15 protein-coding genes are annotated in these 18103 nt (G+C 65.6%); 12 read left to right on the top strand and 3 right to left on the bottom strand.

The features are described from left to right. Positions 1 to 35 precede the first annotated feature (35 nt). From RMCB_RS35150 to RMCB_RS35140, 3 genes are read right to left on the bottom strand one after another with little or no spacing between them, the layout of a single operon-like run. Complete coding sequence (locus RMCB_RS35150) at positions 36 to 1292, bottom strand: MFS transporter (RefSeq protein ID WP_062832440.1); 1257 nt, start codon at positions 1290 to 1292, stop codon at positions 36 to 38. Next, positions 1289 to 2380 carry an LLM class flavin-dependent oxidoreductase gene (locus RMCB_RS35145; RefSeq protein WP_062832439.1) on the bottom strand — a complete coding sequence of 364 codons (1092 nt, stop codon included), beginning with the start codon at positions 2378 to 2380 and terminating at the stop codon, positions 1289 to 1291. Before RMCB_RS35145 ends, RMCB_RS35150 begins: the two co-directional genes overlap by 4 nt. Continuing rightward, positions 2377 to 3498 carry an acyl-CoA dehydrogenase family protein gene (locus tag RMCB_RS35140; protein ID WP_062832438.1) on the bottom strand — a complete coding sequence of 374 codons (1122 nt, stop codon included), beginning with the start codon at positions 3496 to 3498 and terminating at the stop codon, positions 2377 to 2379. The genes RMCB_RS35145 and RMCB_RS35140 overlap by 4 nt, the downstream gene beginning before the upstream one ends. Before the next feature lie 216 nt (positions 3499 to 3714). On the opposite strand from RMCB_RS35140, the gene RMCB_RS35135 reads away from it, so the two are divergent. The 12 genes from RMCB_RS35135 to RMCB_RS35080 all read left to right on the top strand — a co-directional run bounded on the left by RMCB_RS35135 (position 3715) and on the right by RMCB_RS35080 (position 17980). Then, complete coding sequence (locus tag RMCB_RS35135) at positions 3715 to 5346, top strand: ABC transporter substrate-binding protein (RefSeq protein WP_084388699.1); 1632 nt, start codon at positions 3715 to 3717, stop codon at positions 5344 to 5346. 12 nt (positions 5347 to 5358) lie between these two features. After that, positions 5359 to 6378: an ABC transporter permease gene (locus RMCB_RS35130; RefSeq protein WP_062832437.1), complete on the top strand. Its 1020-nt coding sequence runs from the start codon at positions 5359 to 5361 to the stop codon at positions 6376 to 6378. Positions 6379 to 6467: 89 nt separating this feature from the next. Next, positions 6468 to 7292: an ABC transporter permease gene (locus RMCB_RS35125; protein WP_072278615.1), complete on the top strand. Its 825-nt coding sequence runs from the start codon at positions 6468 to 6470 to the stop codon at positions 7290 to 7292. After that, positions 7289 to 8905, top strand: coding sequence for a dipeptide ABC transporter ATP-binding protein (locus tag RMCB_RS35120; RefSeq protein WP_062832435.1), 1617 nt, complete (start codon positions 7289 to 7291; stop codon positions 8903 to 8905). Before RMCB_RS35125 ends, RMCB_RS35120 begins: the two co-directional genes overlap by 4 nt. Beyond that, positions 8902 to 10143 carry an acyl-CoA dehydrogenase family protein gene (locus RMCB_RS35115; RefSeq protein WP_062832434.1) on the top strand — a complete coding sequence of 414 codons (1242 nt, stop codon included), beginning with the start codon at positions 8902 to 8904 and terminating at the stop codon, positions 10141 to 10143. Before RMCB_RS35120 ends, RMCB_RS35115 begins: the two co-directional genes overlap by 4 nt. Beyond that, positions 10140 to 11369 carry an LLM class flavin-dependent oxidoreductase gene (locus RMCB_RS35110; protein WP_062832433.1) on the top strand — a complete coding sequence of 410 codons (1230 nt, stop codon included), beginning with the start codon at positions 10140 to 10142 and terminating at the stop codon, positions 11367 to 11369. Before RMCB_RS35115 ends, RMCB_RS35110 begins: the two co-directional genes overlap by 4 nt. A gap of 32 nt (positions 11370 to 11401) precedes the next feature. Next, positions 11402 to 12292 (top strand): LLM class oxidoreductase, encoded by an 891-nt coding sequence (locus RMCB_RS35105; protein WP_063979717.1) that lies wholly within the window; start codon positions 11402 to 11404, stop codon positions 12290 to 12292. Then, complete coding sequence (locus tag RMCB_RS35100; protein WP_062832431.1) at positions 12289 to 13506, top strand: acyl-CoA dehydrogenase family protein; 1218 nt, start codon at positions 12289 to 12291, stop codon at positions 13504 to 13506. Before RMCB_RS35105 ends, RMCB_RS35100 begins: the two co-directional genes overlap by 4 nt. 11 nt (positions 13507 to 13517) lie before the next feature. After that, the gene (locus tag RMCB_RS35095; protein ID WP_062832430.1) at positions 13518 to 14546 is read left to right on the top strand and encodes an aldo/keto reductase; all 1029 of its coding nucleotides are present in this window, start codon (positions 13518 to 13520) and stop codon (positions 14544 to 14546) included. Between the two features lie 26 nt (positions 14547 to 14572). Beyond that, positions 14573 to 15604, top strand: coding sequence for an aldo/keto reductase (locus RMCB_RS35090; RefSeq protein WP_062832429.1), 1032 nt, complete (start codon positions 14573 to 14575; stop codon positions 15602 to 15604). A 1-nt stretch (position 15605) separates the two neighbouring features. After that, entirely contained in the window at positions 15606 to 16688 is a 1083-nt protein-coding gene (locus RMCB_RS35085; RefSeq protein WP_062832428.1) for an LLM class flavin-dependent oxidoreductase, read from the top strand. 11 nt (positions 16689 to 16699) lie between these two features. Next, complete coding sequence (locus RMCB_RS35080) at positions 16700 to 17980, top strand: NtaA/DmoA family FMN-dependent monooxygenase (protein WP_234792363.1); 1281 nt, start codon at positions 16700 to 16702, stop codon at positions 17978 to 17980. Positions 17981 to 18103: the final 123 nt, after the last annotated feature.

The raw sequence follows: 18103 nt of genomic DNA, 5'->3' as shown, positions 1-18103 counted from the left end.
GGTAACCCGACGGGCAGGTGGCGATCGAGTCGCCGCTACGAACATCGCATGCTAGTCGCAGCGGACGACTGCCCCGCAGATCGCAACGATCTGTTGCCACACGGAGGGCGGTCCGCGGTGAGCGGTATCAAAGCCAGCGCCCCTGCCAGAGCGATCGCTCCGCTGCCGATCAGGAAGCGCCAGTCGCCCAACCACGCAGCCACGATCGGGGTGCCTGCCCTGGCCAGTGCCATGGGCACGGTGATGGCCGCCAGCACAGTGGCGAAGTGAGCCACCCCGAAACTGGTCGCCACCAGAAGCGGCCGGGCGATCACGCCGATGCCCTGACCGAGGCCGACGGCAGCCACGCACAAGAAGGTCAGCGGCACCGAGAGCCCAACGAAGGGCAGTGCGACCAAGCCGACTCCTTGTACCGCGAACGCGACCGCGGTCGCAGACGTCAGGTGCCAACGCCGCCCCACCGTCGTGATGACAAGCCGCGACAAGATCTGCAGCACACCGACGGCGATGGGCATCGCCGTGGCGACGACTGCCGAATGGCCGACGTCCATCAGGTAGGCGACCACCAACAGCAGGAACGCCGCCACGGAGCCCGCCTGACCGACGAATGCCACGAGGAGCAACCAGAACCGCTTCTGCCGCAAGGCCTCCCGGATCGGTATTCCGCTGTGGCCGCGGAGCAGGTCGCGATGCGCGGCGAGCGCGGGGATGGCGATCGCATGCGCGGGAACGCATGTCAGAGCGTAGGCCACACCAAGCACCGCCACCGTGGTGCGCCAACCGAATTCATTGTTCATCCAGCCCAGTAGCGGATACACCAGATATGTGGCCAATCCGGCGATCATGGTGACAGTCAGGATGGCACGGTCGCGGTACCCCGGCTCCGTCACCACGACGATCACCGCGAACGCCGCTTCGTACGTCGACAGTGTGATCGACAGACCGATGAGTACGAACGCCACGTACAGCACCACCAACGAATGTGCCTGCGACCACAGCACCACCGCCGCCGCCCCCACCGCTACGCCCGCAGTCATCGTCATCCGGCCGCCGCGCCGGTCCATCAGCCGACCCACGGGGAAAGCCGCAACAGCACCCGTCAGAGTCGAGATCGTGGATGTGGCGGCGGCCGCTGTGCGCGAAACCCCCAGATCGAGCGCCATGGGGACCAGGACAACCGGCAGCACCTGGATCATGGCGATGTAGCCCGCGGTGGTCGTGAACACGAACACCGCGGTCAGCAGTCGCCAGTCCCGTTCTCTACGTTCTGATATCGCATTCGAGTCCGTCATCCGCGGAGCAGGGGAAGCAGCTGACTGCCCTGACGCTCGATCTCGCGCAGATACGGTGTGTCGGACAGGACGAAGTGAGTGATGCCCAACTTCTGGTATTTGCGCAGCGTGCTTGCGACGTCCTCGGCAGATCCGACGATCCAAGTGGTGGCAGCACCGCCCGCCCCGTACTTGCCTGGCGCGGTGTACAGGTTGTCGTCGAGTACCTCGCCGCGATCGGCGAGAGCGAGCAATCGCTGCTGACCGACTGCGGTGCGCCGGTGCGGGTTGTAGGACGGATTCGCCTGTGCCGCCTCGCCTTCGACACCGGCATAGCGCGCCGCCATCTGCGCGACCTTCTCCTCGGCGTCGGCCCAGGCCTGGTCGGTGGTGTCGCGTACGAATGTCGTTACACGCAACCCGAATTCGAGTGGCCGGTGCACACGTCCGATCACCTGGCTCATCGTTCGGAGTCTGTCGATACGCTCAGCTACTCCGTCGAGTGGCTCGCCCCAGAACAGCTGGACATCCGCTTCGGCCGCGGCAACTCGCTCGGCAGCCTCGGAGGCTCCGCCGAAGTACAGCAGAGGGTGTCGACGCTTCCCGCGAACCTGGATGCGCGGCACCACGGTCGAGTCTTGCACGGCGAAATGGGCACCGCGGTACGTCACGTTCTCCTGTGTCCAGAGGGCCCGTACCAGTTGCATGAACTCGCGGGTGCGTTCGTATCGGTCGATCTGTTCGCTGTCGGAGTCACCGTAGGCACCGAGATTGTCCTTGCCCGACACGATGTTCACCCGCACCCGACCTCCGGTGAGATGATCCAGTGTTGCTGCGGCCGAGGCGAAGTTCGCCGGCCGCCAGTACCCCGGGCGCACCGCGATGAGCGGCTCGAACGTGGTGGTCCGCGCTGCCAGGGCTGCCGCCACACTGAACGTGTCCGGGCGGCCCCATCCCGTGCCGATCAGCGCCCCCGTCCAGCCGGACTTTTCCAGCGCCAGAGCCTGATCGGTCAGGGTGTCGAGGCTGTTGTGGTCCTCCGTGACGTCGTCACCGCGGTGACCCGGTTGAACCTCATTGGGGATGTACCAGAGGAATTCGGAACTCATCGATGCTCTCGGGGTGTCAGATGTTCGAGTTGCGCGGTCCGCACAGCCGCGCTCTGGCCCTGAACCAGAAGAAACAGCGCCGACCTGGCGTGCAGCTGAGCTGTGTCGTCCAAGCGGATACCGCGTCCAGACCGTGCCACCAACAGTGCGCGGGTCAGCGTGGCCAGTGCATCGCCGATGGCGACCTTGGCCGCAAGCCGTTCGTCCACCCGATGCCTGCCGTCATCGCGGGCGAGCACCTCGTCGGCCAGGGCATAAGACTGCCGGCGGATCGCGTCGATACGAGGCCGCCAGCCAGCAGAGACTGCTCGGGCTTGCGCATCGGGTTCCACGTCCAACTCGTCGAGCACCGCGTACGCCAATCCGAAATGATGCGGTTGCGCGTCGCTGGACATGCCCAGATCCCGTCGGCGCCACTGGGCTATGGACTCTGTCGAGATCACGTCCCGATCCGGAACACGAACGTCGTTGAGGGTGACACGTTGCGTGCTGCTGCCGCCTACGGCGCTCAGGTCGAGCGCAGTGGCCACGGTGTCCCCCGATACCGGGATCAGTGCGGTGACGACGTTTTCGGTCAAAGGTTCGACCGCTGCGACCGCAAGAGCCTGATTGAGGCCCCAACCGGTCACCCAGGAGATGGTGCCGGAGAACACCCATTCATCTGTGCGCCGCTCAGCGGTCACGTAATGGTCGGGGTACCGGCGGACATCACTGAGCCCCGCCCCCACGAGCAGCCTGCCGTGGACGACATCGCGAGCCCGGTCGGACAACCTCGTGCCGTCCGCATGCTTCTTGGCCAGTAGCTCCACCAGCGGCGCGTGCTGAACCCACAGTAACCAGGTGTTCAGGCACGCCCCGGCAAGGATTTCGCGGATACGTCGATCCGATGCGAGATCTACTGCCGCACCTCCGAATTCCTCCGGGGCGAGGTGATTGAGCAAACCCAGCTCCGCCAGCTCAGCGACCCGCTGCGGCCCGATGCCATGGCGGTCGGTCCGCAGCGCAGACGGCCGCAACACCTCGTCGGCGTAGCGTTGCACCACACCGACCAGAGGGTGCAGGCCGGCATCCGACGCCGTGGCAGCCGATACCGGCTCGGCCACTCGCGTCATTCCCATGTGAGCGAACGCTACTGCGGACCAACATCATTGGTCACGCCTTGAAGTCACCGTGAACGGAACATCTTGCGATCACAGTGAGACAAATAGCTGACGGGATCGGCCGGCCGGCTATTGACTGGAGGCCGCTATCACTGCGCTGCGACGCTGCCCGCCGTGTGTTGCCGACGGTGCTATTGCCGGCCGCGCCCGGCCTCTGTGAAAGGTTCTACAGGCTTGCACCACAACAGAATCCTTCGGATTTCCACGCTGGTTGTCACGGCAGCGGTCGCTGCGACCGTCGCGGGCTGCGGTGGCGGTGGTCAGTCTTCCAACACCGGTGGTTCTCCCGTTTCGGGCGGCACCCTCACCTTCTACGATCCGGTCGAATATCAGGCCTGGGCGCCGACGAACTCGCTGTGGTCCAACAGCCAGGTCGCCGACAATGTCGCCGAACGCCTTATCTGGCAAGATCCGCAGTCCGGTGACTACAAGCCCTGGCTGGCACAGTCCTGGCAGATCAGCGACGACCACCTGGCTTACACCTTCAAGCTCAAGCCGGGGATCACCTTCAGCGATGGCACACCGCTGGACGCCGACGTGGTGAAGCTGAACTTCGACCAGCACGGGCGCGGCGACAGCAAGCTCGGAATCCCCGCGGACCCGTTCTGGACCGACTACGCCGGCACCGACGCCGTCGATGCCAACACCGTCGTGGTGCGGCTGTCCAAGCCCAATGCCGGTTTCATCCAGATCCTTTCGAACTACCGCGCGAGTTCCATCTTGGGCAAGTCTCTGGTCGAGCGGGATCTCAACGGCCAAGGCGATCTGCGAAACTGGGTCGGTACCGGACCATTCGTCGTCGAGTCGGTGACCGGCACCAACGGTGTGACTCTCAAACGTCGCGACGACTACAACTGGCCGCCCGGGGGTTCCACCCACAGCGGCAAGGCATACCTCGACCGGGTGATCTTCAAGACGGTGCCCGAGACCGGAACACGCATCGGCGCACTGCAATCCGGTGAGGCGCAGATCGCCCGAAACATCGCCCCTTACGATGAACAAACCGTGACCGATGGCGGCGGCAAGCTGGTGGCCATTCCGGTAAAGGGCGAGACCAACGATCTCACAGTCCAGTTGAAGAACCCCGACTCACCGGTGCAGGATCTGCGCGTGCGGCTGGCATTACAGGCCGCCACCGATCGGGCCGCCATCAACAAGGCAGTGCTGTCGCCGAACTATCCGATTCCCTCGAGTGCACTCGTCGCGGGAACACCGCTGCGTGGCGACGCGACCAAGTACCTGGGCTACGACCTCGACAAGGCGAACCAGCTACTCGGCGAGGCCGGATGGGTGCCAGGGCCGGACGGTATCCGGGCCAAGGACGGCAATCGACTGAGCTTCCACCTGCGGGTCGCTCCCTATTACCAAGTATCGCAGTCGGTTCTGGAGGTCATCCAGTCACAGTGGCGCAAAGCCGGCGTCGAGGTGAAGATCACCAACCCGTCCCTGACCGAATATGAATCGCAGGAAGCCACCGCGCCGGACTGGGACTTCGACCAGGGCCAGACCTCCACTGACGAACCCAGTGTGCTTCGCACCGCCTACGGGACCGACCGTCAACACGTCACCAACAACCACGTTCCCGATGTGACACTGGACGGACTCCTCGCCGCTCAGTCCGCCGAGTTCGATCCTGACAAGCGCAAAGTCGCGATCCAGGCGATCGAAGACCGCATCTTCGGTCAGGGCTACTCGATTCCGCTCTATGACGAAACACAGGTGTTCGGCCTGGCGCCCTCCGTCCACGGCTTCACGACCGAGTCGACCGGACGGGCTTGGCTGTATGACACCTGGTTGGCCAAATAGGAGGTGACACACGTGCGTCGCTACGCCGTCAACCGGTTGGCACAGTCCGTTCTGGTCCTTTGGGCGGCATACACCCTGTCTTTCATCCTGCTCAGTGCCCTGCCCGGCGACGCGGTGCGCAACCGCATCGCCAATCCTGATGCGCAGATCACGCCGGAAGCAGCGCAGGTTCTGCTCAATTATTACGGGCTGAACCGGCCGTTGTGGGAGCAGTACCTCGGGGCTCTCGGCCACTTGCTACGCGGCGATCTCGGCTTCTCGCTCACCAACGGGCAGACCGTGACAGCACTGCTGTCGGTGGCACTGCCGAACACGCTGCGACTGGCCGGCCTGGCCTTGTTCATCGCTGTGGCACTGGCGGCCGTTCTCGCGGTGCTCAGCAACTATGCACCCCGAGCCTGGGCGCGCTCGTTGACCGCGACGCTGCCGGCGCTGTTCGCCTCGGTACCGACCTTCGTGGTGGGAATACTTGCACTGCAATTCTTTTCGTTTGGCCTGCATCTCATCCCAGCGTCGGACGACGGGTCGTTCGCGGCGCTGATCGGGCCCGCGGTGACGCTGGGGATTCTCATCACCGCTCCGATGGCGCAGGTGTTCATCACCTCGATCGGCAAGACCCGAACGCAGGCCTTCGTGCACGTGTTGTCCGCGCGCGGCGCCGATGAGCGCTACATCTTCACCAAAGGCGTCCTGCGGAATTCGTCGCTGCCGGTACTCACGTTGCTGGGGCTGGCGTGCGGTGAGCTCGTGGCCGGGGCGGTGGTGACCGAAGCGGTCTTCGCACGCTCCGGGGTGGGCCAACTGACCGTCGCCGCGGTCAGTACGCAGGACCTGCCGGTACTGCAGGGCGTCGTGCTGGTGGCCACGTTGACCTACGTATTGGTCAATCTGGCAGTGGATCTCGCCTATCCCTTCCTCGACCCGCGCATCCTCGCCTCCCGCAACGGTGCACGCGATACCCGGGTAGTCCGCCGCGAGCCAGTCGCGGCGGCCATACGGCGACCGGTCACCGCCGAGGCGGTGACCCCGTGACGCTCTCCGTACACGAGCCGACAAATGACGAAAACACCGAAACTGTAGTCACTGCGGTATCACCACCGGCGGTCACCCGTCAGACCTCGCTGCGACGCAGGCTGACCGGACGATGGGGACTGATCCCCGCGCTCGCCGTGTCCACGGTCGCGGTGCTCTGGGCGGTCGTCCCCAGTGCATTCACCCACTATGACCCGATCGCGGTGGACAACACCATCCGCTTGCTACCGCCGTCTGCTCAGCACTGGTTCGGCACCGACCTCTTGGGCCGAGATCTGTACACACGCATCGTCTACGGCGCCCGGGCCTCTCTGCTGGGCGCGAGCACGGCGGTTGGAATCGCAGCCGTGATCGGTTCCGCGCTGGGGGCTACTGCCGGCTGGTTCGGTGGCCGTGTCGACGGTGCGTTGATGCGGCTGATCGACGTGGTGCTGTCCATTCCCGGCTTTCTGTTCGCCATCACCATCGTCGTGCTCTACACCGCACAGACGGGCTCTACCGGACTGCTGCCGGCAGCCATCGCGGTGGGACTCACGTCGTCGGCCACCTTCGCCCGGTTGATCCGATCGGAAGTCCTGCGAGTACGGGAGAGCAACTACGTGGAAGCCGCGATCACCAGCGGTGCCACCACGTCGGCGATCCTGGCCCGCCACGTCATTCCTAATTCTCTGGCGCCCACCGTGGCGCTGATCGCCGTACAACTCGGCATCGCGATCATCTGGATCGCCTCACTGAGCTTCCTCGGGCTGGGTGCCCAACCGCCACAACCGGAATGGGGGCTACTGGTGGCCGACGGCCGCAAATACATCGCAACCCGAGGCTGGCTGACCCTGTTCCCCGCACTGACCATCGTGGCAGTGGTGTTGTCCATCAACCATATTTCACGATATTTGACCGAAAGGCGCGGTTCATGAGCGAACGACCGGTGCTGTCGGTGCAAGGCCTGTCCGTCGGATACTCGACAGGTCATCGGATCGACCAGGTGCTGCACGACGTGAGTTTCGACCTCGGCCCCGGCGAAGTCCTGGCGCTGGTGGGCGAATCGGGTTCGGGCAAAACCACCACCGGCCAGGCAATCCTCGGCTTGTTGCCGCCCAACGGGCAGGTGCTCGCCGGGTCCATCACCTTCGAGGGACGCGAACTGACCGCGCTGAGTCCCAAGCACTGGCGCGGCATCAGGGGCAGGGAGATCGGTCTCATCCCCCAGGATCCGACCGTCTCGCTGGACCCGGTGCGACGCGTCGGTGATCAGGTCGCCGATGTCCTGCGGTTACACACCGACCTGACCCGCGAAGCACGCCGTGATCGCGTGCTCGAGCTGTTCGACCTGGTGGGCTTCACCGACGTCGAGCGGCGATACCGCCAGTACCCGCACGAGCTGTCCGGTGGCATGCGGCAGCGGGTGCTCGTGGCCGCCGCCGTGGCAGGCGATCCGGGCGTCATCGTCGCCGACGAGCCGACCTCCGGGCTGGATGCCACCGTGCAGAAACAAGTACTCGACCTCATCGACGGACTGCGCACCAAGCTTTCCACCAGCATCGTGCTCATCACCCACAACCTCGGCGTCGCAGCCGACCGATCGCATCTGCTCGGCGTCATGCAGCAGGGTCGACTTGTCGAATTCGGACGCACCGCAGAGGTTCTCGCCAATCCGCGCCACGCCTACACGCAACGGTTGCTCGACGCCGTGCCTCAACGCTTGACGCTGCGGGACCGAGTCTCTGCAGCAGCACGCCCCGCCGACGACGTCGTCGAGGTGGTCGGTCTACGAAAGGTCTACGGCGCGGTGCCCGCGGTCGACGGCATCTCTTTCCGGGTGGCTCGCGGGCAGACCTTCTCCATCGTCGGTGAGTCTGGCAGCGGAAAATCCACCACGGCCCGCATCCTCACGGGCCTCACCACGGCCACCGACGGGCAGGTATCGCTGCTGGGCACCGACGTGACCGCCCTGAGTCGCAGAGAATTCCGTCCGCTGCGCCGCGCTGTGCAGATCGTCTACCAGAACCCCTACTCGTCGTTCGATCCTCGATTCGACGTCTTCGACGTGGTGGAGGAACCACTGCGTTCTTTCCAGCGCAGTAGCCGAGGACACCGTAAAAACAACGCCGACCGTGTCATCTCAGCGCTCGAATCAGCCTCTCTGCCCGCGGACTTCGCGCGGAAGCACCCCCGAGAACTGTCCGGGGGTCAGCGGCAGCGGGTCGCCATCGCCCGCGCGCTGGTCGTGGAGCCGCAGATCGTCGTGCTCGACGAACCCATCTCGGCCCTCGACGTCTCTGTGGCCGCGCAGATCCTCGAGCTGCTGCAGCGTCTCCAAGAAGAGCGCAACCTGACCTACTTGTTCATCTCTCACGACCTGGCGGTGGTCCGCGCGATATCCGACCACGTCGCGGTCATGCAGCAGGGACGCATCGTCGAACAAGGTTCTCCCGACGACGTGTTCACCGCACCGCAAGAGGAGTACACGCGGAAGTTGCTCAGCGCTGTCGCCGGGCGGGACCTTGCATCATCCCGGGACGCCGCGTGACCGAGACGCAACCACGGACCCTGGATGCGGCACTACCGCGGATACGCGCCGTGCTGCAAGCGGCCGCAAAAGGATCCGCGGAACGAGATCTGACCCACGAACACCCCTATGAGATCGTCCGGCAGCTCGCCGACGCCGGCTTCGGTCGATTGCGCATCGCGCAGGAGTACGGCGGTTTCGACATCGATCTGCCGACACTGTTCGCGCTACTGGCCGAGGCCGGCCAGGCCGATTCCAATCGGCCTCAGATCTGGCGCGGGCACTTCACCACCACCGAGATCCTGCGGCGGGAGACAGATGCCGAGGTGCGGCAGCGCTGGTCCAAGGCCGTCGCGGCGGGGGCGGTGTTCGGTAACGCACAGTCCGAACCAGCGGCCCTTGTCCGCGGTGTCGATGATCCTTCCGGCTGGGGCGCCCTGACCACGCGCATCCGCCGCGACTCCGATGGTCGCCGCGTGGTCTCAGGCACCAAGTTCTACTCGACCGGAGCGCGGTTCGCCGACTACATCCGCACGGCTGCGCTCGACGAGGATGGCAACCGTGTCTTCGCCGTGCTGCCGGCAAACCACACCGGCGTCACGCACGTCGATGATTGGGACGGCATCGGCCAGCGCCAAACTGGCAGCGGCACGACCATTTTCGATGACGTTCCGGTAGAGCCACACGGCGACATCGGGCGGCGCACCGACGCTCTGCGCGGGCTGGATTCCTTCGTTCAGATCGTGCATTTGGCCAACCTGGCCGGTATCGCGCGCAGCATCGTCGCAGAGACCGTGGACCTGGTGCGTGCCCGCACCCGCACCGGCCAACACGCCCTGACTCAAGACGCCGCCGCCGATCCGGAAGTCCTTGCCGTGGTCGGCACTCTGTACGCCCGCCGGATCACCGCCGAGACGTTGCTACGGCATGCCGCCGAGAGACTCGAGCTCGCTCACGGCAGCGGCCACGAAAACGACTATGCCGAAGCCTATGTCGAGACCTCGGCAGCGCAACTCGGCGTCATCGATGCGGTATTGGACGCCGCAACCATCGCCTTCAACGCCGGCGGATCCTCGACAGCGCGCAACCGTGTGCACCTCGATCGGCACTGGCGCAACGCCCGCACCCTGGCGTCACACAACCCGATCATCTACAAACCCCGCGTGATCGGCGACTTCCTGGTCAACGACAGCAGACCGGTCTCCGGCTATTACCGCGACAGGCCGAAAACCCACTCCGACGAAGAACCCACGCCATGACCGCACAGCTGCATCTCAACGTCAACATCCTCAACGCCGGAGTGTTCGGCGGTTCCTGGCGGTTTCCCGGAACCGACCCGCTGGGCAGCTACAGCATCGAGCACTACACCGCGATCGCGGCGAAAGCCGAAGCGGCCAAACTGGATGCGGTTTTCCTCGCCGACACTCCCGTGCTGGAACCGACCATCCGCCACCGCCCCGGCAACAACCTCGAGCCGTCCACGGTGCTGGCCCGCATCGCTGCTCGCACCGAGCACATCGGCTTGATCGGCACGCTGTCCTCGTCCTATAACGATCCTGACGAACTCGCGCGCCGCTTGGGCGATCTCGACTATCTCTCGGGTGGCCGCTTCGGATGGAACGTCGTGACCACGGCCGGGCCGGCCGCTGCGGCCAATTTCGGTCGCGTGGGCGAACCGGATCACGGCCTGCGCTACCGCAGAGCCGAGACCTTTGTCAGCCAGGTGGTGACGTCCTGGGACGCCCGCACACGTCTGGTCTCACCACAGGGTAGGCCGGTCGTCGTGCAAGCCGGCGGGTCGAGCGACGGCAAGCATCTGGCAGCAAAGGTGGGCGAGGTCATCTTTTCCGCTGAACAGGACATCACCACAGCGCGCGCCTTCCGCACCGAACTGCGTGACGCAGCACAGCAATTCGGAAGGAACCCCGAAGAGATCGTGGTACTACCCGGCCTGTCGACCGTGCTGGGCAGCACTGAGCGCGAAGCTCGAGAGCGCCGCGAGCTGCTCGACACGCTGCTTCCCGACGCGTATGCCCGGGCACGGCTCGGTGGGCAGCTCGGTTTCTCACTGGACGGACTCGCCGACGACGAGCCGATCCCCGCCGAACTTCTCCGCGATCCTGACGACGCCGGTGGCTCCCAGACGTTCTACCGTGTCGTGCGAGGCATCATCGATCGAGAGCAGCCGACACTGCGTCAGCTGTTGACCACGCTGTCCGGCGGCGGAGGTCACCGCATCGTGGTGGGGACACCCGAACAGGTCGCCGACGACATCGAACGTTGGTACCGATACGGTGCCGCCGACGGTTTCAACGTCATGCCCGACGTACTGCCCTCGGGTTTCGACCATTTCGTCGATCACCTCGTCCCGGAGCTGCAGCGGCGCGGATTGTTCCGCACCGAATACACAGAAAACACGTTGCGCGGACATCTGGGCTTGAATGTGCCGGCGGTGCCACGGGACCCGCTGGCCATTACCGGATGAATCAGTGGCTCATGGTCCAAGGAGAACCGAGATTGAGTGTCTTCATCGAACTCGCCGTAGGTGACGGCGACGCGCAGACGTCACGCACCGACGCGGCACGCATCGCCGATGCCGCACAGCACGCTGGTATCACCGGACTGCGGCTTCTGGACCACTGCACCGAATCCGCGATCGATCCCTCGATAGCCGCGGCTCACCTTGCCGGCAGGTATCCGGCGCTGCACTACCTCATCGACGGCCCCACTACGGGCAACGCCCCGTACAACCTCGCCCGTCGCATCCTCTCGGTCGACCGCGCCACCGGCGGCCGGATTGGCCTGGTGCTGCGCCCCGGCAGCGGCGACGAGGTGAGCCAGGCCGCGGCGCCCGAGCCCGGCGCGTCCGATCCTGCGCAGCGGTGGAGCGAGTACGCGGCAGTCCTGGCCGCCCTGTGGGAATCATTTCCCCGGTCGGCGCTGGCCGGAGATCGTCAGCGCGCCATCGTCATCGACGACACGCAGATCCGGGCCGTCGATCACTCCGGACGGTTCTATCGAGTCGCCGGTCCGCTGGACGGCCCGGCGTCCGTGCAGGGACGACCCGTCCTGGTGGCCACCGACGTGGACTTATTGGGCTCCGCGCGCATCGCCGCGGCTGCCGACGCGGTGATCCTTGACGATCACGAATTCGCCTCCACCGCAGAGGTAGTGCGCAAGGCCATGGCGACAGTCGGACGACATCGTAGCGACATCGCGGTGCTGGCTCGGATCAGCGGCGGCGGAGACATCCAAGCACCGCATGGTGCCGACGGTGTCGTCCTCGCCTTCCCGCACGGAGCCGACCAGATCATCACGGCGATAACCAGTTTGGCGACGGCGAGCGCAGTCCGTGTCGGCACGACGCTGCGCGCCGGACTGGGACTACGGCGGCAAGGCGCGGCATGACACTGACCGAGGCCTCCACGAGAGCGGATGCAGCCGCACCGATCACCGTCGCCGGTATCCGGGCGGGCATCCACCCGATCTTGCAGCGGCTGGCCGCCACTGCGAACGACCGCGAGCAAGCCCGTGACTACGCCTTCGATGAGGTGCAGGAGCTGGCCGGTTACGGGATCGCACTGACCGGAATCGCCGTGAGCGACGGCGGTGCCGGAGGCACCGTCCGTGACGTGGCCGACCTGATCATCGCCATCGCGCGGGCGGATTCCAATGTGGCGCAGGCACTTCGCACAACGTTTCTGGTCGCCGAACAAATCGCCCGGCACGAGGACCTGCCGCTGCGCGAGGTCAATCTGGACCGGTTGCGCCGGTGCGCGCTGTTCGCCGGCACCAGCAACGAACGCAGTGGCGGAGCCAGCGGTAGCGTTGCCACGACTGCCCGCCGCGTCGCTGACGGCTATATCGTCAACGGCCGCAAGTACTACTCCACGGGCGGCCTGTATGCGTCCTACTTCTCGGCGCAGGCCATCGATGAGAACGGCCGCGCCATCCGGTTCACGGTGCCCACCGACCGGGCCGGTGTCGAGCACCTCGACGATTTCGACGCTGTCGGACAGCGCCTCACCCAGAGCGGTACGACCGAACTGCGAAACGTCCGGGTATTCGACGACGAGGCGGTGGTGGCCGGCGAGCACGTGCCGGACAACCCGTGGACCGGATCGTTCGCCCAGTTGTATCTTGCTGCGGTGCAGGCAGGTATCGCCGCGCGCGCACTCGACGATGCCGTGTGGTTCGTCCGGGAGAAAGCCCGCCCGATCAAACACAGCTCGGCCGATAGGAGCGTCGATGATCCCTACGTCCGCCAAACCGTCGGCCAGATCGCCGCGCACGCCCAAGCTGCCAAAGCTGTTGTCCTACTGGCTGCCGAGGAGCTGCACGCGATACGCGGGCTCACCGGGGCAACGGCCCGGGCCGCGGGCGCGCAGGCATCGGTGAGCGTCGCCCAGGCCGGTGTTGTGGCCATCGAATCCGCGCTCAGTGCCGCGCAGTTGCTCTTCGATGTGGGCGGAGGATCCATCACCGACCACCACCTCGGGTTTGACCGGCACTGGCGCAACGCGCGCACGGCGGCCAATCACAATCCGCGGCAATGGAAAGCATCCGTGGCCGGCGCCTATCACCTGACCGGTGAGGACCCACCGACCACCGGCCTGTTCTGAGAAGGAGATCGATGACCATCGACACGACCCGCATCCTGGGTCGGACCGGCGTGCGGGTGACCCCACTGACGTTGGGCGCCATGAATTTCGGTCGCCACCAGACCGAACGAGAAAGCCTGCGGATCATCGATGCGGCGCTCGATGCCGGCATCCGGGTGATCGACACCGCTGACGTGTACGGTCAGGGCGAATCCGAGGAGATCGTCGGCAAAGCGCTCCGCGGGCGCCGCGACAGCGTCGTGCTGGCAACGAAATTCAACGGTCAGATCGGTACCGACCCGTTGGCGGCCGGCAACTCGCGCCGCTGGATCACCCGCGCCGTCGACGCCAGCCTGAAGCGCCTGGGCACCGACTACATCGACCTCTACCAGGCGCATCGGCCCGACCCGCACACCAGCCTGCTGGAGACTCTGCAGACCCTGGACGGGCTGATCCGTCAAGGCAAAATTCGCTATTACGGCACATCGGTGTTTCCGGCGCACGTGCAGGTCGAAGCGCACTGGCTGGCGGAACGACACGGCCTCATCGCCCCGCATACCGAACAATTGCCGTATTCGCTCCTCGTGCGGGGCGCCGAACGCGAAGTGTTCCCGGTGGCCGAGCGCTACGGCGTGGGCGTCCTGTCCTATGGCCCGTTGGCTGCCGGCTGGTTGTCGGGGGAATACCGGATCGGCGCGCCACAACCCGCGTCAGCCCGAGCCGACCTGATTCCCGGGCGATTCGATGTTGCTGCACAACGCAATCAGGCGAAGCTGACGGCAGCTGACGCGCTGGCCCGGCTCGCCGAGGATAATGGGCTCTCGCTCATCGAGTTGGCCATCGGATTCGCCCTGAATCATCCCGCAGTCAGCAGTGTCATCATCGGGCCACGCACCCAGGAGCATCTTGAGACCTACCTCAAAGCCGCCACGGTGGCGCTGAGCGATCCCGTGCTGGACCGCATCGACGAGATCGTCGAGCCCGGAACGCAGTTTCACGACCGCGACACCGGCCGCGACACCCCCTCACTACAACCGGACGCACTGCGTCGCCGCCCCTGAAATCTGCTACCGAGAGGCACTCCACCATGAGCTACGGCACCTTCGAAACGACCTACGCCGCTGCCGAAGACCGCTACACCAAGATCGGGTACCGCCGATCGGGACATTCAGGGCTGGACCTGCCGGCCTTCTCGTTCGGCTTGTGGCAGAAGTTCGGCACCGACTATCCGTTCGAGACACAACGCGAGATCATCCTTCACGCTTTCGATCTCGGCATCACCCACTTCGACAATGCCGACCGCTACGGCCCTCCGCATCGGGCCGCGCAACAGAACTTCGGCCGGGTACTGGCCAAGGATCTCGCGCCGTACCGCGACGAACTCGTCTTGTCAACCAAGGCGGGCAACGACATCGGGCCCAGCCCGTACCTCAAGGGCGGGTCCCGCAAATCGCTGCTGCGGTCACTGGAACACAGCCTGCGCGATCTCGGCACCGACTACGTCGACATCTTCTACCACCACCGCCCAGACCCCTCCACTCCGCTGGAGGAGACGGTCGGCGCGTTGGCTTCAGCAGTGCAGCAGGGCAAGGCGCTCTACATCGGCATCTCCAACTATCTGCCCGAACAGACTCACCAGATCGCCGAGCTGCTGCGCGCAGCCGGCGTCCCGTTGCTGATCCACCAGCCGCGCTATTCGATCTTCGACCGCGGCATCGAACAGAACGGGCTCCTGCAACTCGCCGACGACGACGGCTTCGGGCTGGTCGTCTATTCGCCTCTTGCCCAAGGTCTTCTGACCAACAAGTACCTCGAATCGATCCCCGACGGAGCCCGCGCGCTCAACAGCACGTTCCTCGATCCTTCGGTGATCACAGACACCTACCGCCAGCGCACCGCCGAGCTGAACAAGCTCGCCGAGGCCCGCGGACAGTCATTGGCGCAACTCGCGCTGCAGTGGGTGCTGCGCCGCTCGACGGTCACTTCAGCGCTCATCGGCGCGAGCTCCACCTGGCAGCTGGACCACAACGTCAAGGCGCTGGATTTTCCTGAACTCACGGCCGACGAGTTGGCGATCATCGATGAACACGGCATCCACGGCACCGGATCGAATCTCTGAGATGCCTGACCGGACGCCCACGATCGGAGCCGGTGTCGCCGGCGGCCGAGCCTTCCGGCTCGGCTTCCTGCTGCACCTGGACCGTGACATCCCGCCGGATGCCGCCTATCGCGAGGCCATCGAATTGTTCGTGGCGGCCGAGCAACTGGGATATGACTCGGGTTGGGTCATCCAGCGGCATTTCCGCCAGGGCAACGAACACATCGCTTCACCACTGGTGGTGCTGGCCGCCATCGCCGCGCACACCCGGCGGATCAGACTGGGGACTGGCGTACTGGTGCTTCCGTTGGAAGACCCGTTGAGAGTTGCCGAAGACGCCGCCACGCTGGATGCCCTCAGCGCCGGCCGACTGGAGCTCGGTGTCGGGTCGGGGCCGTTCGCCGGGGCGTGGAAAGCCTTTGGCCGCAAACTGTCTGATCGTCACAGCCTGTACTCCGAGTCGGTCCGTCGTCTGCACGCCGTGCTCGACGGTGCACCGGTCAACGATCTCGACGAGGTCCTGCACCCGTCGGGTGCAGGAGTTCGAGAACGTCTGTGGCAGGCGACCACCAGCGATCCCACACACGCGCACCCTGCGGCGCAAGCCGCCGCGCGGGCCGGTGACGGGCTGCAGCTCTCACGCGCCACTGCGTGGCAGGGCGGCACGACGGCTGACGCACAGCGACACCAGGCCGAGATCATCGAGTCCTATCGGCAAGCCTGGGCGCATACCGAGCGGGCACCGAGAGTGCAGGTGTCTCGCGCGGTGTATCCACACCCGGACCGACGAGAGGCAATCCGGCGCGTCACACCGGGAGTGCTGCGTTGGCAGAGCTGGACCACCTCCGGTGCCGTCCCGTCTCCCGGATCCGTCGAGGAATACCTGCACAACGACCGGGCACTTGTCGGCCCCAGCGAGGAACTGGCTGCCCAACTCGCCGACGATCCTGCGCTGCGGAATGCGACCGACTTGCTGGTGAGCTTCGTGCCCGGCGTGCCGGACCATGATGAACACCTCAGGCTGCTCGAAGCCGCAGCCCGCGAAATCGCGCCTGCATTGGGATGGCATGCGGCATCCGAAACCCTGGCAGCCGCATGCACCTGAACCTGTCGCTCATGACGCCAGGACACTTCCGGACCGCCTGGCGACTACCGCACGCGGATCCAGTGGCCCATCTCGACATCGACCACTTCACCCGGCTGGCACGTATCGCGGAGAACGCTGTCATCGACGCGGTGTTTCTCGGTGACGGACCCGCAGTACACGGCGATATCGCCGACGCGCCGGGAACCGGAATCGACCCCCTGGTACTGCTGGGCCACGTGGCGGCACTCACCGACAATCTCGGCGTCATCGTCACCAGCTCCACCACGTACAACTCGCCGTACAACCTGGCGCGGCGGTTCCAGGCGCTCGACCACGTCACCAAGGGACGCGCGGCGGTCAACATCGTGACCACCGGGACATCGGCGGCGGCCGCGAATTTCGGTCTGCCTCAACATCCTGATAAGGACACGCGCTACCGGCGCGCGTGGGAGTTCCTCGACGTGGTGACCCGGCTCTGGGACGGCTGGGAGCCGGACTGGCTGATCGCTGACAAGGACTCCGGACGGTACGCCGATCCAACCCGGATCCACGGGATCGCCCACCGTGGCGAGTTCTTCTCGGTCGCCGGGCCCCTACCAGTCCCGGCAGGTCCGCAGGGGCGCCCGGTCCTGGTGCAGGCCGGCGGCTCCGAAGGGGGGCTCAAGCTGGCCGGCGATTTCGCCGATGTCGTGTTCACCGTGGCCCAGACGCCTTCCAAAGCCGTCGAGTTCCGCCACGACATCCGGCGCAGGGCCGTCGGGGCAGGCCGCCATCCTGACGACATAAAGATCTCGCTGGGTGTCGTCGTGCTGGTGGCCGACAGCGACGCCGAGGCCGCGGCGCGCGCTGAACGCTTGTACGCGACACTGCCGATCGAACGGTTGACCGCCGAACTCCTTGCCAACCTCGGCCTCCCCGACGGCGCCTTCGGCCCAGATGATCCGATCAGTGCGTACGATCTGCCGAAAGCGGCCCCGGGCCGCGCGTTCTCCTCGGGATTCAACGCATCCACTCGTGCGCTGATCGCCGAACGTCCCTACTCTCCAAGGCAATTGGTACACCGCAGTGCCGGAGGATCCGGTCACCGGCTGCTCGTGGGATCCGCCGAGCGCGTCGCCGACGACCTGCAGGCCTGGCTCGCCGCCGGGGCCGCCGACGGGTTCACGATCATGCCCGCCGATACGAGTGTCGACCTGGAGAACTTCGCCACGCAGGTGGTACCCATCCTGCAACGACGTGGGCTCTTCCCACAGGAGTATCTGGCGCCGACGTTGCGAGAGCGACTGGGCCGCACCCTCGGTGTGGGTTGATGCCATCGATGGCCTGCTCAGCGTCGCGGAACGCTACTACGAGGTGAAACCACTCGAGTGTGACGCCGTCAGCGGCCGAATTGGTGCGAGTCGCCGCCCGAACAGGCAGTGAGAATAGACGGT

It is taken from the genome of Mycolicibacterium brisbanense (assembly GCF_001570425.1).
Lineage (GTDB): Bacteria > Actinomycetota > Actinomycetes > Mycobacteriales > Mycobacteriaceae > Mycobacterium > Mycobacterium brisbanense.
This window is presented reverse-complemented; position numbering and strand designations above follow the sequence as displayed.

What these genes read in the sequence shown, in the direction of transcription:
- RMCB_RS35095 (WP_062832430.1), top strand. Translation starts at nt 13,518, where the DNA reads ATGACCATCGACACGACCCGCATCCTGGGTCGGACCGGCGTGCGGGTG.
- RMCB_RS35110 (WP_062832433.1), top strand. Translation starts at nt 10,140, where the DNA reads ATGACCGCACAGCTGCATCTCAACGTCAACATCCTCAACGCCGGAGTG.
- RMCB_RS35085 (WP_062832428.1), top strand. Translation starts at nt 15,606, where the DNA reads ATGCCTGACCGGACGCCCACGATCGGAGCCGGTGTCGCCGGCGGCCGA.
- RMCB_RS35145 (WP_062832439.1), bottom strand. Translation starts at nt 2,380, where the DNA reads ATGAGTTCCGAATTCCTCTGGTACATCCCCAATGAGGTTCAACCGGGT.
- RMCB_RS35090 (WP_062832429.1), top strand. Translation starts at nt 14,573, where the DNA reads ATGAGCTACGGCACCTTCGAAACGACCTACGCCGCTGCCGAAGACCGC.
- RMCB_RS35100 (WP_062832431.1), top strand. Translation starts at nt 12,289, where the DNA reads ATGACACTGACCGAGGCCTCCACGAGAGCGGATGCAGCCGCACCGATC.
- RMCB_RS35080 (WP_234792363.1), top strand. Translation starts at nt 16,700, where the DNA reads ATGACGCCAGGACACTTCCGGACCGCCTGGCGACTACCGCACGCGGAT.
- RMCB_RS35140 (WP_062832438.1), bottom strand. Translation starts at nt 3,498, where the DNA reads ATGGGAATGACGCGAGTGGCCGAGCCGGTATCGGCTGCCACGGCGTCG.
- RMCB_RS35120 (WP_062832435.1), top strand. Translation starts at nt 7,289, where the DNA reads ATGAGCGAACGACCGGTGCTGTCGGTGCAAGGCCTGTCCGTCGGATAC.
- RMCB_RS35150 (WP_062832440.1), bottom strand. Translation starts at nt 1,292, where the DNA reads ATGACGGACTCGAATGCGATATCAGAACGTAGAGAACGGGACTGGCGA.